The organism is Pacificoceanicola onchidii (assembly GCF_004804335.1).
Taxonomy (GTDB): domain Bacteria; phylum Pseudomonadota; class Alphaproteobacteria; order Rhodobacterales; family Rhodobacteraceae; genus Pacificoceanicola; species Pacificoceanicola onchidii.
Genome location: NZ_SRXY01000001.1, coordinates 813693 through 829862, shown reverse-complemented (window position 1 = coordinate 829862; position 16170 = coordinate 813693). Strand labels below are relative to the sequence as shown.

14 protein-coding genes are annotated in these 16170 nt (G+C 62.7%); 5 read left to right on the top strand and 9 right to left on the bottom strand.

What is annotated here, in order from left to right; all coding sequences use genetic code 11:
- Positions 1-157: 157 nt before the first annotated feature.
- Both E4662_RS04060 and E4662_RS04055 read right to left on the bottom strand, forming a co-directional pair.
- Positions 158-1558 (bottom strand): RtcB family protein, encoded by a 1401-nt coding sequence (locus tag E4662_RS04060; RefSeq protein WP_240705113.1) that lies wholly within the window; start codon positions 1556-1558, stop codon positions 158-160.
- Between the two features lie 694 nt (positions 1559-2252).
- On the bottom strand, positions 2253-3806 hold the full coding sequence (locus E4662_RS04055) for a vWA domain-containing protein (RefSeq protein WP_136439960.1): 1554 nt from the start codon (positions 3804-3806) through the stop codon (positions 2253-2255).
- Positions 3807-3982: 176 nt separating this feature from the next.
- Between E4662_RS04055 and rtcR the strand changes: the two genes are divergently transcribed.
- Positions 3983-5545, top strand: coding sequence for an RNA repair transcriptional activator RtcR (rtcR, locus tag E4662_RS04050; protein WP_136439959.1), 1563 nt, complete (start codon positions 3983-3985; stop codon positions 5543-5545).
- A 56-nt stretch (positions 5546-5601) separates the two neighbouring features.
- On the top strand, positions 5602-6873 hold the full coding sequence (locus E4662_RS04045) for a hydroxymethylglutaryl-CoA reductase, degradative (RefSeq protein WP_136439958.1): 1272 nt from the start codon (positions 5602-5604) through the stop codon (positions 6871-6873).
- A gap of 72 nt (positions 6874-6945) precedes the next feature.
- On the opposite strand, the gene E4662_RS04040 is transcribed toward E4662_RS04045, so the two are convergent.
- Positions 6946-8721, bottom strand: coding sequence for a PQQ-dependent methanol/ethanol family dehydrogenase (locus E4662_RS04040; RefSeq protein WP_136439957.1), 1776 nt, complete (start codon positions 8719-8721; stop codon positions 6946-6948).
- 208 nt (positions 8722-8929) lie between these two features.
- Here E4662_RS04040 and E4662_RS04035 point away from each other — a divergent pair, with 208 nt between their 5' ends.
- Entirely contained in the window at positions 8930-9463 is a 534-nt protein-coding gene (locus E4662_RS04035) for a hypothetical protein (protein WP_136439956.1), read from the top strand.
- A gap of 46 nt (positions 9464-9509) precedes the next feature.
- Here E4662_RS04035 and E4662_RS04030 read toward each other — a convergent pair whose 3' ends face one another.
- Positions 9510-9914 (bottom strand): c-type cytochrome, encoded by a 405-nt coding sequence (locus E4662_RS04030; RefSeq protein ID WP_136439955.1) that lies wholly within the window; start codon positions 9912-9914, stop codon positions 9510-9512.
- Between the two features lie 174 nt (positions 9915-10088).
- Here E4662_RS04030 and E4662_RS04025 point away from each other — a divergent pair, with 174 nt between their 5' ends.
- Both E4662_RS04025 and E4662_RS04020 read left to right on the top strand, forming a co-directional pair.
- Entirely contained in the window at positions 10089-11054 is a 966-nt protein-coding gene (locus tag E4662_RS04025) for an ABC transporter substrate-binding protein (RefSeq protein ID WP_206080254.1), read from the top strand.
- 226 nt (positions 11055-11280) lie between these two features.
- Positions 11281-11940: an ABC transporter ATP-binding protein gene (locus E4662_RS04020; protein ID WP_136439953.1), complete on the top strand. Its 660-nt coding sequence runs from the start codon at positions 11281-11283 to the stop codon at positions 11938-11940.
- Here E4662_RS04020 and E4662_RS04015 read toward each other — a convergent pair.
- From E4662_RS04015 to E4662_RS03995, 5 genes are all read right to left on the bottom strand, one after another.
- The gene (locus E4662_RS04015; protein WP_136439952.1) at positions 11888-12670 is read right to left on the bottom strand and encodes an ABC transporter permease; all 783 of its coding nucleotides are present in this window, start codon (positions 12668-12670) and stop codon (positions 11888-11890) included. The genes E4662_RS04020 and E4662_RS04015 overlap by 53 nt on opposite strands.
- On the bottom strand, positions 12667-13383 hold the full coding sequence (locus tag E4662_RS04010) for an ABC transporter ATP-binding protein (protein ID WP_136439951.1): 717 nt from the start codon (positions 13381-13383) through the stop codon (positions 12667-12669). Before E4662_RS04010 ends, E4662_RS04015 begins: the two co-directional genes overlap by 4 nt.
- The gene (locus tag E4662_RS04005) at positions 13380-13835 is read right to left on the bottom strand and encodes a hypothetical protein (protein WP_136439950.1); all 456 of its coding nucleotides are present in this window, start codon (positions 13833-13835) and stop codon (positions 13380-13382) included. The genes E4662_RS04010 and E4662_RS04005 overlap by 4 nt, the downstream gene beginning before the upstream one ends.
- Before the next feature lie 123 nt (positions 13836-13958).
- Positions 13959-14927, bottom strand: coding sequence for a YVTN family beta-propeller repeat protein (locus E4662_RS04000; protein ID WP_136439949.1), 969 nt, complete (start codon positions 14925-14927; stop codon positions 13959-13961).
- Complete coding sequence (locus E4662_RS03995; RefSeq protein ID WP_136439948.1) at positions 14924-16102, bottom strand: ABC transporter substrate-binding protein; 1179 nt, start codon at positions 16100-16102, stop codon at positions 14924-14926. Before E4662_RS03995 ends, E4662_RS04000 begins: the two co-directional genes overlap by 4 nt.
- Positions 16103-16170: the final 68 nt, after the last annotated feature.

Genomic DNA, 16170 nt, shown 5'->3' with positions numbered 1-16170 from the left:
CCCGGCCTTTCCAAAGACTTGGCGCATACGGGCTAAAAAACGGTGAACCGGAGAGGGAGCCTGGCGGCGGAATAGGTAAAATCGGCCACATTTTCCTGCGAGGGTGGTCGCAGCGGGCTTTCGGCTTGGCGGCGGCCAGAAAAAAGGCGGCGCCTTGTCAGCGCCGCCCCTTCTTTCGGTTCTTCCAAAACGGTGGCACATCGCCCGCCATGATGCAGCCGTAAGGATCGATGTAATCCTCGATCTCGGCCAGATCATAGCGTTTGATCTGCCGCACCACGCTCGCCGCGCTCTTGTAGCTCGACGGCAGCTCGGAGGCGTCCACACCGCCCGCATGAAAGCGCACATCAAGCCCCTCGGTCTCGGCCCGGAGCATCTGCTCAGGCGTCACCGATCCCATCCGCCGCTTGTGCTCGGAGCGCGAGAAATTGCGCCCCGCGCCGTGCGGGCTGAACCCAAGGCCATGCCCCGCATCCTTGCCGCGCGCCACCAGAACCGGCTCCGACATGTTCAGCGGGATCAGTGTCAGCCCCGTGGCATCCGCCGCATAGCCATCCCACGCCGGGGTCGCCCCCTTGCCGTGGTAGTACAGGTCCCCGCGCCGAAACACGAAGTTATGCTCGTTCCAGAACCGATCCCCCACATTGGCCCGCGCTGCCTCCACCGTCGCCTGATGAAGGGCGTTGTGGTTGGCTTTCGTCCATTTGCGGATCAGCTGCAGCGCCTCCCAATAGGCCACACCTTCCTCGCTGTCCGCCGGAATCCAGGCGTTCTGCTTGGGCGTCTCGGGCGAGAGCACCTTGCGGAATTTCTGGGCCATATCCATGCCAAGCTTGTACAGAACCGCCCCCGGCCCGCGTGAGCCGTGATGGGTGACAATCGCCGTCCGCCCGGTCTTGCGCGAGCGTCCCACGAACAGGAAATGGTTGCCGTCGCCTTGCGTGCCCATATGCTCCTGCGCCATGCGCAAGATCTTGGTATTGTTCAGGAAAGCATTCTCCCGGAACGCATCCAAGAGCTTGAGAGATGTGGTGAACCGCTTGCCCTGAGACCGCCCGCCGGGGCCGAAATGCGTCACGCTTTGCGCCGCGTCCAGAACCGCCTTCGGGTCCGCATCTCCCAGATCGGTGATCATCACCGAACAGCAGATGTCCGCCGAGTGCATCCCCGGATGGATCGCGTTGCGCGCCGCGGCAACACCGCCCACGGGGATCGTCCCCACCGGGCCCGCCGGACAGGCATCGGGCATGATCGCCCCGGCTTCAATCGTCGGCGTGCGCATCAGTTCGGTCATGGTCTGGCGGACTTTCTGGACATTGTCCTCCTCGTCCGCGCCTTCGACCTCGATGTTCTCATGAAACGGCACAGCCCCGGGAGCGCGCAGATCGAGCGTATCCGGCACCGGCGGGATCTCCCCCTCCAGCTCCAACCGGATTTTCACCAACCCAAACCCTTCGGCCCGCATCGCATTTGCCCGCGCCAAAAGCGCCGGGAACTGCTTCCCGGGCCGATGCCCCCACTCTTTCAGATGCTCCCCTGTAACGGGGTCGTATGTCATTGCCTCACTCATCAATCGTTCCTTTCACAATATCGAACCTCCGGCGACAAAATGGACGAGGCAAGCCCGTCCGTGAGGACCCTATCCGGGACCCGCCCCGCCAGCCGTCGGGCAGGCGTTTGCCGTCTGGGCGTCCGCAAAGAGGGGAGTCGAACCCGCTCGGTGTACCCCGGAAGTCGGAGCGCTGTAGGTCCCTCAGGCATTCGCCGAAGGTGGTCTTTCCTGTTCGGTCAGGGGGACAATGAGATCGTGAGAGGCCTCTCGGCGACAAACTCATGCTGTACTCCCACGGGCATTCCCCCTGACAGGTTTCATTTTGGGTTTCGGCGACAATGGGTCTGCCTTTGCGGCGCAAAGTCAAACGGTGTGAAACGAACCTGCTCTACCAACTGAGCTACACGCCCGAAGACATGGCGGGGTTCGAACCCGCGACCCGGAGATTAACAATCTGTAGTTCCACCGGCATTCGCCGAAACGTGTCCTTTTCTGTCGGGTCAGGCGGACAAGGGGTTTGCGAGACGTGTGACAGGTTGCAAGCTGTAATCCCGCAGGCATTCCGCCTGAGTTGTTCTTTCTTTTTGGCCCCGCCGTCCGGGCGGAAAACCGGTTTCCACTTCTCCTGACGGCGGGCGCGTCTTGCGCCCGCCGCCGAACTTTCTTTTACGCAGCCCCGGACTTGATCCGGGGCCTCTCCTCAAACCGCGATCTTCTCGATCTCGCGGACCCAGTGGTCGCCCCCGGTTTCCCCGGAAGCAAACGCCGCGATCTGGTCAAAGACCACATCGGAGAAGCCGCCGACGTTCAGCACGTCCGCCCGTGTCCGCACCTGCGCCGTCCCGTATGGGGCGATGTCGATGCAGACCAGACGCGCCTTCGGGTTCCGACGCTTGATCAGTTCCCATTCGCGCATCATCGCCGTGCCCTGACGCCCGTTCCCGGCATCCACCCAGGATTGGTTGTCCGACACAAAGACCACGAGGTCCGGCGCGCGGCCACGCTCGTTCAGCCACTTCAGCGGTGCGGAACAATTGGTCCCGCCCCCGGCCAGCGCAGCCAGACGTTCTGCGTTTGTCAGGATCGAGTCCTGCTTGCGCAGACGCAGATCCCGCACGCCGACCTCGAACGGCAGCACCGTGCAGCCTCGGTTCACCCGCTGGAACGCCGCCGCGACCAGCGCGGCCACATCCACATGGCGCACCTTCGAAGAGGCACCCGCACGGTAGCCCGTCACCGGCCACATCATCGAGCCGGACACGTCCGGGCAGACAACAACCTGACCGGCCACCTTCGGCACGTTTTGCACAGCGATTTCCATCGCTTCATGCAGAGCGTCCACGATGGCCTCCGGCATCTCCGGGGACACGTGCTGCGCCGCCACCATCAACTGGTACGGAAAAGCCCGCGCCTTGCGGATCGCCTCGGGGTCACGCAGCTTTGCGGCCACATGATCGACGTTTTTGGACACGCCGAACACGCCGTGACGCAGGAACATGTTCAGACCCTGACGGACCATCTGCCAAGACCCGGTCTTGGCCAGCCGCGCCCATTGATGGGACGACAGCGGCAATTGGGTCAGCATCTGGAACGGCACATCCGGCACCGTCCCTTTGCCCGCCTTGTTAAAGGCCATCCAGTCCTGCAGCGCCTGCGGCAGCAGAGCAGCCTCACACGGGCGCCCCACGATCCAGGCAAACAGCGCCTCGCGCTCGTTGGTCTCGGGCTTCGGGTGCACCATCTTGATGACATCCGCCAAAGACGGGTCATTGCCGATGTTTGCCTGCAAGAGCGCCCGGTCGGACGCCCCGTTCAGCCAACCTTGCACCATCGCCTTCGGCGCTGAACCGAGCGACTTTCGGCCCGTGGTCCCGGAGCGGATCACCTGCACAAAGGTGCGTAGCATCTTGCCGTTGGTCACAACGCGCCCAAACACGGCCCTGAAGAGGGCCGGATCACGCCGCGCAAGAACCGCCAGTAAGACCGCTGGCATATCCTTCATGTAACCCTTTTGACGGGCATAGATCGCCGTCTGGGCCAGGAACTCTACTGGCACGGTTTCGGCCAGATCAACCACATATTCCAGCTCATCCGCCGGATCGGTGTAGAACATGCCTCCGAAGGTGCCGGTCATGGCCACCTGCGCCAAGGCATGCGCATCAGTGTAGCGGTAGGCCGGCGCGCCCGTTGCGTTCCTTGCGGTCGCAGGGGCGAACCGGCCTTTTACGGATGCAAACACGGATTTGTTTGCCATTGCTCTCTTCCTTCTCTCTTCGGTGAGGATGTTTTGCCATGGCGGCGGCGCACCTCCGAAAGAAAAGTGAAATCAGCGCAAGCATCTGAATTTGTTTTGAAAAATCAGGAATTGCGATGTGGCGATGATCCGAGTACGATCCAAATAGATCGGCAATTATCGTTTTGGATAAAGATATGAGAAACGTCGTCATCGGCTTCCTCGGAACGCAGCTAGATGCGGGCAGAAAGCGCCGTTGGAAGCCGACTCGCAGCCTTGTCGAGCAGGACGGCTTCCCGGTAGACCGCCTCGAACTGCTTTACGATCAGAAATTCAGCCGTCTCGCCCACGGCACCGCGCAGGAACTCCGGATCGTCTCGCCCGACACCGAAGTCCTCCTGCATCAATTCGATCTGAACGATCCGTGGGATTTTCAGGAGGTCTATGGCAAGCTTTTCGACTTCGCGCGCACCTATGGTTTTGACGAGGATCGCGAGCGGTATCACGTCCACCTGACCACCGGCACACACGTCGCGCAAATCTGCTGGTTCCTGCTCACCGAAAGCCGCCACGTCCCCGCCCGCCTGATCCAGACCGGCCCGCCGCGCGGCGAGGCGGAGATCGGCACGCTCGACGTGATCGACCTCGACCTGTCCCGTTACAACGCGCTGCAACAGCGTTTTGACCAGCTGTCCCGCGAATACTCGGACCAGCTCAAAGGCGGGATCGAGACGCGCAACCCGGCCTACAACGCCCTCATCGACCGCATCGAACTGGTGGCGAGCAAATCCGATGCGCCGATCCTGCTGCTTGGTGAGACTGGCACCGGCAAAACCGAATTGGCCGACCGCATCCACAACCTCAAACTCGACCGCCGCCGGGTCAAAGGCCGCATGGTCCATGTCAACTGCGCGACGCTGAACGGGCCGGACGCCATGGCTGTTCTGTTCGGCCAAAGGCGCAGCCACACCGGTCTGCCCGGCACCGAACGCACCGGCCTTCTGCGCGAGGCGGACGGGGGGACGCTGTTCCTTGATGAGATCGACGCGCTTGACCTCAACGCGCAATCGGTCCTGCTGCACGCCATCGAGACGGGGCGGTTTTATCCCATCGGCGCCGATCACGAGGTCTCCAGCCGCTTTCACGTGATCGCAGGGGCGGGGCAGGACCTCCGCCGTCTGTCCGCAGAAGGCCATTTCCGCCCGGACCTTCTCGCGCGGCTCAACATGTGGAGTTTCCGGCTGCCCGCCCTGCGCGAACGCACGCAAGACATCGAGGTCAACCTCGCCTTTGAACTCGCCAAGGCCGAGCGCGAACTGGGTGTTCAAACCGGCTTCAACACGGACGCCCGCGACCGCTACCTGCGCTTTGCCAAAGACCCGGCCACGCGCTGGCCCGGCAATTTCCGCGATTTTGGCGGCTCCATTCGCCGCCTCTGCACCCTTGCGCCCCGTGGCCGCATCACCCGCGCCATGGTCGAGACGGAGATCGAAACCCTGCGCGCCGATTGGGCCAGCGCAGAGGCCAACGCCGACGCCAAACTCATCGCCGATACCCTCGGCCCCGCTGCCCCGTCGCTTGATCCCTTTGACCAGGTGCAACTGGCCGAGGTCATCCGCACCTGCCAGACCTCCACCAGCCTGAGCGAGGCCGGGCGGCGTCTGTTTGCCGTCTCACGCGGGCAACGCACCTCCCGCAACGACGCCGACCGCCTGCGCAAGTACCTCGCCAAGTTCGACCTGACGTGGGGCACCTTCTAGGCCTCTTGCTATACCAAAACCGGTCAGGAACAGTGGCGGCAGAAAAGGAGCGCGTCATGACATCCTACACATCAAAACTCTCCGGCCTGCGCAGTCTCACACCGGGCGAGCGCCAGTCTGAAATCCGCAACGCAACCGGCACGGAAAACGCTTTCCCCACGCTGACAAACCAAGCGACGCTCCCGATCGAAACAGCCGATGGCATGATCGAAAACGTCATCGGCACCTTTGATCTGCCACTCGGCGTCGCCACCAACTTTCAGGTGAACGGCAAGGATTACCTCATCCCCATGGCCGTCGAGGAACCATCGGTTGTCGCCGCCGCCTCCTTCATGGCCAAACTCGTGCGCGAAAACGGCGGCTTTCGTGCCAAGGCCAGCCGCCCCGTCATGCGCGCGCAGATCCAGCTTTTGGGCATGGATGATCCGCACGGCACCCGCCACAGGCTGCTTCAAGCTGAAGAGGAGATCATCAAACGCGCTAATGAGACCGACAGGGTGCTTGTCGATCTGGGCGGCGGTTGCATCGGCATAGAGGTCCACATCTTCGAAAACACCCGGATCGGGCACATGGTTGTCCTGCATCTGTTGGTGGATGTGCGGGACGCCATGGGTGCGAATGCGGTCAACACCATGGCCGAAACCCTCGCGCCTTTTGTCTCGGACATCACCGGCAGCGATGTGCGCCTGCGTATCCTCTCCAATCTCGCGGATCGGCGCACCGTTTCGGTCTATGCCAAACTCAGCGCTGACAGCCTTGCCACCACGGACTTCGAGGGAGACCGCGTGGCGAACGGCATCGTCGAGGCCTGCACTTTGGCGGAGATCGACCCATACCGCGCCGCGACCCACAACAAAGGCATCATGAACGGCATCGACCCGGTTGTGCTCGCCACCGGCAACGATTGGCGTGCGGTCGAGGCCGGCGCTCACGCTTTCGCCGCCCGCACGGGGCGTTACACCTCGCTCACCCGCTGGGAGCGGGACAAAGACGGCGCTCTGATTGGCTCCATCGAATTGCCCATGCCCGTCGGCATCGTCGGCGGCGCGACCAGGACACATCCGGCGGCCAAGGAAGCGCTCGATCTCATGCGCATCACCTCTGCCTCTGAACTGGCGGAAGTCATCGCCGCTGTGGGTCTGGCCCAGAACATGGCCGCCCTGCGTGCGCTCTCGACAGAAGGCATCCAACGCGGCCATATGGCCCTCCACGCCCGTAACATCGCCATCGCGGCGGGTGCGCAAGGGGCCGACATTGACCGCATCGCCAAGGCCATGGCCGAAGCGGGCACCGTGTCCACCAGTGCCGCCTTGGACTTGCTGAAGTAAGGCCGCAAAGGCCGAGACAAAGAAAAACGCCCCCGCGCAATGCGCAGGGGCGTTCCTTGGAAAGTGTGAAGATCAGTTGGACGAGGCCATCTGCTTCGGCAGGCGGAAGGTCCAGAGCATGCCACCCTGGTTCAGGTAGTTCACCTTCTTCGCCACTTCGCCGCCCCAGAGCGGAACCGCGCCGCCCCAGCCGGAGATGACGGTGACATACTGCTCACCATCCTGCTCCCAGGTCACAGGCTGACCCACGATGCCGGAGCCGGTCTGGAAGGACCAAAGCTCTTCGCCCGTTGCGTCGTCAAAGGCGATGAAGCGGCCCTCGGGCGTGCCGGTGAAGACAAGGCCACCCGCGGTGGTCATGACACCCGCCCAAAGCGGCGCGTCGTTCTTGTACTCCCACTTGAGCTCGCCCGTGTCCGGGTCAATCGCTTTCAGGCTGCCGATGTGGTCTTCGTAGTTGGGCTTGATGGTAAAGCCCGCACCAAGATAGGCCGCACCCTTCTTGTAGGAAATCGGCTCGTTCCAGATATCCATGCCCCATTCGTTGGACGGGATGTAGAAGTTGCCGGTGTTCTGGCTGAAGGCCATCGGCATCCAGTTCTTGCCGCCAAGGAAGGACGGCGAGGCAAAGATGACCTCACCTTTCTTGCCATCGGCTGCTGCGGCCGGATCGCCGGGACGGTTTTCCTCATTGAAGATCGGACGACCGTTCTCGTCGATGCCATTGGCCCAGGAGATATCCTTGACGAAAGGCGTTGCCGAAACAAAGGCGCCGTCTTCGCGGTTCAGAACGTAGAAGTAGCCGTTGCGGTCGGCGGTGGCATAGCGCTTGTTGCCGTCGCGGTCTGTGTAGGCCACGACCTCGTTCACACCGTCATAGTCCCAGCCTTCGCGCGGCGTGGTCTGGAAGTGCCACTTGATCTCGCCGGTTGCCGGATCAATGCCGATGCGGGATGCGGCATACAGGTTATCGCCGGTGCCATCGTTCATCTGACCTGCGTTGCGCAGCCAGCTGTTCCACGGGGCCGGGTTGCCTGCACCAAAGACCAGCGTATCCGTGTCGGAATCGTAGCTGCCGCCGAGCCATGTCGCGCCGCCGCCAGTCTTCCACATGTCGCCCGGCCATGTGGCGTTGAGCGTACCGGTCATGGTGCTTTCTTCGCCGTTCAGCATGCCCATGTGACCTTCGATCACCGGACGATCCCAGACCAGCTCACCGGTTTCGGCGTCACGGGCCTGAACCGCGCCGACAATGCCGAACTCGCCGCCGGAGTTGCCGGTGATGACGAGGCCGTTCACGATCAGCGGCGCTGCCGTGTAGCTGTAGCCGGCCTTGTAGTCGGCGATTTTCTTGTTCCAGACCGTGTCACCGGTCTTGGCGTTCAGAGCAACGATCCGGGCATCCAGCGTGCCGAAATAGATGTTGTCGCCATAGATCGCCGCGCCGCGGTTCACCACGTCACAGCAGGGCAGAATGCCCTCGGGCAGACGGGCATCGTACTGCCACAGTTCTTCGCCGGTCTTCACGTCAATGGCAAACATCCGGCTGTAGGAGCCGGTGATGTACATAACGCCATCGTGCACGATCGGCTGGGTTTCCTGGCCGCGCTGCTTCTCGCCGCCAAGGCTGAAGGCCCAGGCCGGAACGAGGTTCTGGACGTTGTCCTTGTTCAGGATGTCGAGCGGCGAATAGCGCTGCAAATGACGTCCCATGCCGTTGGTCAGAACGTCGCCGGTGCTTGCGGCGTCATTGGCCAGCATGTCTTCGGTAACGGGGTTAGCGTGGGCCGCCGTCATGGCGGCTGTGGCAAAGACCGCTGCCACCGCTGCGGTTACGAATGTGTTCATGTCCTCTCCTTCCCGTTGCTTATGCATAAGCCAAGCCGTCATCTCCCGGACGGCGCAACGCGGTGGCAGCAGTATCATTTCAATCCCCAAAGGGAGGTATTGCACAATGGTCGTACGACCCTAAGGCTCTTGACCAAACCGCATAGGACTATGGTCTCAAAGCGACTCGGGGGGCCTCCGGCTAGGCTGCGGTTTCAGGGAGAATGCCATGCTTCATCTGCGACTTTGGTCCACCGCAGCGCTTCTGGCCTGCCTTGGCGCGGCCGGCACCGCCGCCCCGCGCGACGTGATCCTGCTGACCGGCAGCGGCGAGGAAACCCGCATCGCCACGGTCGAAATCGCCGAGGATGGCCGCTACAGCGTGACCATGGCAGAGGCTCCGTTTTCCGATCATTTCCTGTCGATGCGGCCGTTTCGCTGCATCGCTGGCCCGGACAAACACTGGTGTCATCTGCCATATCCCTATGAGATCCGGCGCGACATTTCGAAGGATCTGACGGATCTGGAGTATGACTTCCTGTTCGTCTGGAAAGGCGCGAACGACTACGGCATCAACCTCTGGAACGGGGTCTACTACCGGCTCGAAGAGCAGGCGGGCACGCTTGTCGGCACCCTGCACGAGGTTGATCTGGACCAGCTTGGCGTGCCGCCGGAGGCCGGCAACCTGCGCCCGCTCAGGGACAAGGACCTGCACCAAAGCGATCCCGAAAGCCACTGGCTGCCGCAGCTGGTCATTCGCTGACCAGAACGGGCGAGCGGCCCGTGTTCAGAGCCGCTCCAGGGCGGACCTACTGGTCAATCGCCTTGTTGTCCTGCGTCGAGATCGACGTCAGGTAGGCGAGGATGAAGTCCTGAACCGTCCGGTCCGCGATCCCCACGTGCCGCATCTTGGTGCCGGGCATGAACCCGGCGTTGTCTTCCATCCAGGCGCGCAGCGCGGCCGGGGTCCAGACGATGCCGGAGGCCTCCAGGGCGATGGAGTAATCATACCCCTCATAGCTGCCCGCGGCGCGGTACAGGATGTTCTCAAGCGGCGGGCCATAAGACGCATCGGTCGGCTCGACAGCATGGCAACGCCGACATTCCCCGTCATAGAGGGTCTTGCCAGCCGTGACCTTCACCTCCTCGAACGTATCGGCCAAGGCGGGGCCAGCCATCAGGCAGGCGGCGGCTAGAGTAGAGAGGGCACGCATGGGTTTTCTCCTTCACTGCGGGACGCAGGCTCACGATACCAAAACGCCCCGGTTGCCCATCTTGATCCACGTCAACGGAAGGTCCGCGCGCCCCTGTCCATTGGTCGTATATCGGCTGCTTTTTCGGCTGGTAATGTGAGGGAAACCCATGGCAGGGAGGATTCCATGAGTCTCATGAACACAGTCTTCGGCGCAGCTCTGGCGCTGGCAACAACCACCGTCGCGGCCTTTGCCGAGGCTCCAACCTTGCGCGCCTCGGTGCTGAAATTCGGCACCGTCAATTGGGAGCTGGACGTGATCAAGCATCACGGTCTGGACACGGCAAATGGCTTTGATCTGGACGTGCAGGGCGTCGCGGGCGGCTCTGCGGCCAAGGTCGCTTTTCAGGGCGGCGAGACGGATGTCATCGTCTCTGACTGGCTCTGGGTCGCGCGGCAACGCGCGGCGGGCAAGGATTATGTCTTCATCCCCTATTCCAAGGCCGTCGGCAGCGTCATGGTCCCCGCGGACAGCCCGGCGCAAGGCCTTGCGGACCTCAAGGGCGTCAAGGTGGGCATCGCGGGCGGGCCTTTGGACAAAAGCTGGCTGATCCTGCAGGCTTACGCCGCCAAAACCGCCGGTGTCGATCTCAAGGCCGAGACCGAGCAGGTCTTCGGTGCTCCGCCGCTGATCTTCAAATCGGCCCTCTCGGGTGAGGTCGGCGCCGCCATCAACTTCTGGCATTTCCTTGCCAAGATGGAAGCGGCAGGCATGCGCAAACTGGTCGACGTCTCCGATGCGGCCACCGCGCTCGGGCTGGACCCGAACACGCCGCTTCTGGGCTATGTGGTCAAAGGCGAGATGCTGCGCGACAACCCGGCTCTGGTGGACGGCCTCGCCGCCGCCTCGCGCGGAGCCAAGGAGATTTTGGCTGCTGACGACGCCGAATGGGACCGCCTGCGCCCGCGCATGAACGCCAAGACCGACGCGCAGTTCGCCGCGCTCAAGGCCGGTTTCCGCGCTGGCATTCCCGCCCCCGGCCCGGTCGATGAGACCGCCGCCGCCAAGATGCTGGCGCTGATGGTCGAGCTTGGCGGCTCTGACCTGATGGGCGACGCCACGGACCTGCCGGAGGGCACCTTTGTCCAGCCCGGCAGCTAGTCAACCTTTTGATCCGAATTGGGCAACGCGTAGTCGGTTATCCGGATCGCTTGCGATCCGGTTCGCGCCCGGCCTCGCCCCCCAGGGCGGGCGCGAAGTGTCGGTACAGTGCAGTGGGTTGCAACGTGGATGCTTTGAAGGGATGGCGGTGCCAATGGCATGGCCCGCCCTCGAGGCCGGGCGCGAACCAGCGTCGCACTTAAGTCCCAGCTTCGAGTTGCTTTAGATGTCTCATGATGCTGACATCCCCCCCTTGCTCGACCTTCGCATCGAGCGCTTTCAGCGCGCCTCCGAGGACATCCTTGGGGGCGTTTGCTTAGCTGTGGAGCCGGGCGAGACCGTCGCCCTGACCGGCCCCTCCGGCATTGGCAAGACCACGCTCTTGCGGATCATCGCGGGGCTTGAGGCGGGCTTCCCCGGCCACTGCCACCTTCAGGGCCGCGTGGCCATGGTCTTCCAGGAACCCACCCTGCTGCCTTGGCGCAGCCTGACGCAGAACATCTGCCTCACCGCCGGTGTAAGCCCCGATGAGGCCAACCGATGGCTCGCGGACGTGGGCCTTGCCGGTCGCGGCGAGGACTACCCCGGCCAGCTTTCACTTGGTCAGGAACGCAGGCTCGCACTCGCCCGTGCCTTTGCGGTCAAACCGGATCTTCTGTTGATGGACGAGCCTTTTGTCTCGCTCGATCCCGATCTGGCGGATGAGATGATGACCCTCTTCGAGCGTCTGCGTGCGGGACGCTCCGTGACGACAATCCTCGTCACCCACGCCGCCTCCGAAGCGGAAAGGCTCGCCACGCGCATCGTCACCCTTGGCGGCAAGCCTGCGCAGATTATCTCTGACGCCCCCGCGCCGGATCATAACCAACCAGCGCCGCAGCCATAAACACGGCCAGCGCCAGAACGGACCAGCCCAGGGCGGCCCAGTTCACCTCGACATAAAGCGCAAAGCGGATCAGCTCCACCGCCTGTGTAAACGGGTTCACGGCGCAAATGTCGTGCAACAGCCGGGAGCTTTCCGCCATCTTCCACAGCGGATAGAGCGCCGAGGAGAGGAAAAACATCGGGAAGATGACGAAGTTCATCACCCCCGAGAAATTCTCGAGCCGCCTGACAAAGCTTGAGAGCAAAAGCCCCAGCGCCCCGAGCATCAAGCCGCAGACGATCAGCGCGGGCAAGACCGTGACATAGCCCCAGCCGGGGCTGGTGATGTCAAACAGCGCCGCCACCCCGAGGAAGGCATAGACCTGCAACACCGAGATCGCCGTGGAGCCGAGCAGCTTGCAAAACAGCACCCAGCCACGCGGCAGGGGGGCGGTGAGCAAAAGCTTCATCGAGCCCATCTCGCGGTCATAGACCAGACTGAGCGAGGATTGCATGCCATTGAAAAGCAGGATCATCCCGCACAGCCCCGGCACGATATAGGTCTCATAGGTGATGTAGGTTTGATACGGGGGGCTGATGCTCAGCCCCAGCGCCGCGCGAAACCCGGCGGCAAAGACCAGAAGCCAGATCAGCGGGCGCACCAAAGCGGCAACAAAGCGTTCTCTTTGCTGCACAAAACGCAGAGCCTCCCGCGCGAGGATGGCCCAAAGCGATGTCCAGTACAGCCTCATGCGTCGGCACCCGTCATTGTCAGGAACCGCTCGGCCAAAGGCATATCCCCGGCAATTTCCGCCGCCCCGCCTTCCGCCAGAATGCGGGCCTGATGCAGGATCACCAGCCGGTCGCCCGGATAGACCTCGTCGGTCAGATGCGTGGCCCAGAGAACCGTCTTGCCACTCTCGGTCAACCCGTGCGCATGGTTCGTGATCGAGCGCCGGGCCGCCGCGTCCAGCCCTACGGTCGGCTCATCCAGCAGCAAGACCTCCGGGTCATGGATCAGCGCTCGCGCCAGCTCCGCCCGCCGCCGATGCCCACCGTTCAGAGCGCGCGTCTTCTCGCCCGCGCGCTCCCGCATATCCAGCTGATCGAGCGCCGCATCGATCCGCATGCGCGCCGCGCGCCCGGACAACCCATGCAGCGCCGCGAAATAGCGCAGGTTCTGCGCCACCGTCAGATCGAGATCGAGCGTGCTTTGTTGGAAAACGATGCCAAGCCGGGCCAGCGCCGCACGCGGGCTGCGCCCAAGCTCGTACCCGGCAATGAAAACCCGGCCTTCGGGGGGAACCAAGAGCCGGGTTAGAAGGCTGAAAAGCGTCGATTTACCCGCCCCGTTTGGCCCCAGCAGGACACAAAACTGTCCTGCCTCCACGCGGAACGAAACGTCATCCAGCGCGGTTTTGGGGCCGTAGCGGTAGCTCAGATTTTCGACGCGCAATCCACTCATTCGATAGTGATATCAAGCCTTTGGGTTTCGCCCGTGGTGCCGGGGATCTTGATGTAGTATCGCCCGGGCTTGATCGCGACGAAACCCACTTCCATCTCTCCGGCCTCGTCAAATTCGATGGAATCGAGGCCCAGCGGGCGGATTTCCAGCCCTTCCACCACAATCTCGTCGATCCAGATCGCGCGGAAGAACTCCGGGCCAACCAGCGTCAGCTCCTGGCTTCCGTCCCCCTGAATCTCGAATTCATAGTAGGTGCCGGACTTCAACGTCCACGGCCCCGTCGGCGAAATCGGCTCACCGGCCGAGAGGATCACCGGCGGCAAGTCCTCTTTGTTTTTGCCCGACAGCAGACCTGCAGCGCCAAAGCCCGCGTCGTCATCATCCGCAAAGCCTGCGGTCGGGGCGGCGAGCGCAAAGGCCGCCATAAGGGCAAGCGTCGTACGAAGTGGCATGGTGTGTCCTCCCATTCTTGATTGGTCGCAACTCCGGTCTAAAAACCGGTTCCCACGGTTTCCGGAATTGCGCGTGTTGTCGTCAGGCTTTGACGGCCTGGATCTTGGTCTATGCGCTGCGGATCAGCCCGGCGTCGGACGGTAGGCCGCGCCCCAGGGGAAACGCCCGACCTTGATCGTCTTGATGGCCTTGCGGCTGGCCACGTCGATCACGGTCACATCGCCCGACACACCGTTGGTGGTGAAGAGCATCGAGCGGTCCTCGTTGAAATCCATGTGCCAGACGCGGCGGCCCACAAGAATGTATTCCTCAACCTCATAGGTTTCCGCATTCACAACGGCGACATGGTTCGACGGCCCAAGCGCAACAAAGGCATGGGTGTCCCCGGCGCTGAATTCAAAGCCCACAGGTTGCACACGGTCCGGGTGAACCCCCTGAACCTCAAAGGAAATCTTGCCCTTCTCGGCCTGTGTCTCCCGGTCAAACACGGTCACCGTGCCGCCAATCTCCGAGCTGACCCACATCTCGGAGCCTTCCTTGACGAACTCCGCATGGCGCGGGCGGCTGTCAACAAGCGTGTTGGCAAAGAGCTTCTGCGTCTCCGTGTCGATCCAATGCGCCATATTGGTGGTCTCGGACGTGGTGATGGCGATCTTGCCATCGGGCGAGACAGCCATCCCCTCCGGCTCCACGCCTACGTCGATCTGGGCAATCACCTTGCGCGTCTCGGTATCCACCACCGTGGTGATCGCGTCGTCCTCGTTGGCGATGTAAAGATGCCGGTCATTGGGGTGCAGCACGAACTGCTCCGGGTCGTCGCCGGACGGCAATTCGTTCAGGATCTTGCCGGTGTTCGGATCCATGACCTGCACCGCATTGCTGTCGGACGCGCAGATATACACCCGGCTGAAATCCTTGGAAAACAGGATGCCGCGCGGACGCTCGCCGGTGTCGTAGGTCTGGATCACCTCCAGCGTTTCGGTGGAGATCACCGAAACCGTGTCGTCCTTTTCATTGGTCACCCAGATCTCGCCTGCACTGGCAAGAGATGTGCTGGCCAGAAGGGCGGCGGCGGCGGTCAGGAGTTTCATTTGAAGGCCTCGCAGGTGCTTTCGGGGCGGTCCAGTCCAAGACTGTCGAGCTCGTTGAATTGATGCAGGAACCCCTCAAGAGGGGCCTGGGCGACCAGCGCGCGAGGATGCGCGATAGCGATGGGCTGGCGCAACTGGCCATTCCAGTCGCGGAACGTCAGCGGACGGCCTTTGAAACCAGCCAGCTCGAATTTGTCGGACAGGATATAGTCGCGTAGCGTCGGCAAATCGGCGGCCCCCGTGCGGGTCATCGCCTCGCCCAGCGTGCGCACGGCGGCCCATGCGGCGTAATCCTGCGCCGTCATCTCGCGGCCATGCGTGTCCTCGAAACGGGAGTGCAGCTGCGCCGCGCCCCATTGCTCGATCACCGGTGACCAATTGACCGCCGTCAGCCCCTCGGAGCCGACAACCGGGCGCGCCTCCCATGTATTGTAAAGGATATAGCGGCCAAAATCGTGCACCTCATCGGCCACGATCAGCGCGTCATAATCGCCGAAATCCTGTGTAAACAGAGGCACTTCCTGCGCCGCATTGCGCCGCATGTCCGCGTCAAACACCCAGTTCTTCTCGGCGCTCAGCTTCAGCCCGAATTTCGTCAGGGACCGCCGCATTGCCTCGGCATAGCTGACATCCGCCGCATGGGTGCCGGTGATCATCACCAGATCGGACCAGCGTTTCTTCACCAGAACCTGCGCCAGTGCATCCGTGCGCATGGCATCAGACGCCGCTGTATGCAGCACATTCGCGCGGCACGCCGCGCTGCGCAAATCCAGCTCACCGGCGGCGGTGTTGAAGATCAGCGCCTCCTGCGCCTCGGGCAGGTCCGCAACCGCCAGCAGCGCTTCCGCATCCGCGTCCAGCACCAGATAGGGCGTCTGCTCCAGCAGCGCCTTGGCGGTCTGCGCCGGATCCTCGCCCAGATACACAACCTCGGTGATCATCTCATATGTCTGGCCAAGGAACTTGCCGGTGGTCAGGTTGTCCTCCAGCCCGGTCTGCGCGCCCGCAAGGCCGTTGTCCTCGGGAATCGGGTCAAGATTCGACAGGGTCGGCGGGCGCTCCCGTTCGATCTGCAAGTAACCGATGGTCAGCGCAGTCTCAGCCTGCGCGACAGTGCCGAAGGAAAAAGCAGTGGCAAAAAGAGTTGCCAGAATTTTGGACCGAATTTGTGTCATGGAGCGACGTTAACAACCGATTGAAACGCCCCCCATAAGACCATGGTCGCACAGATTGGGGCGCAAAG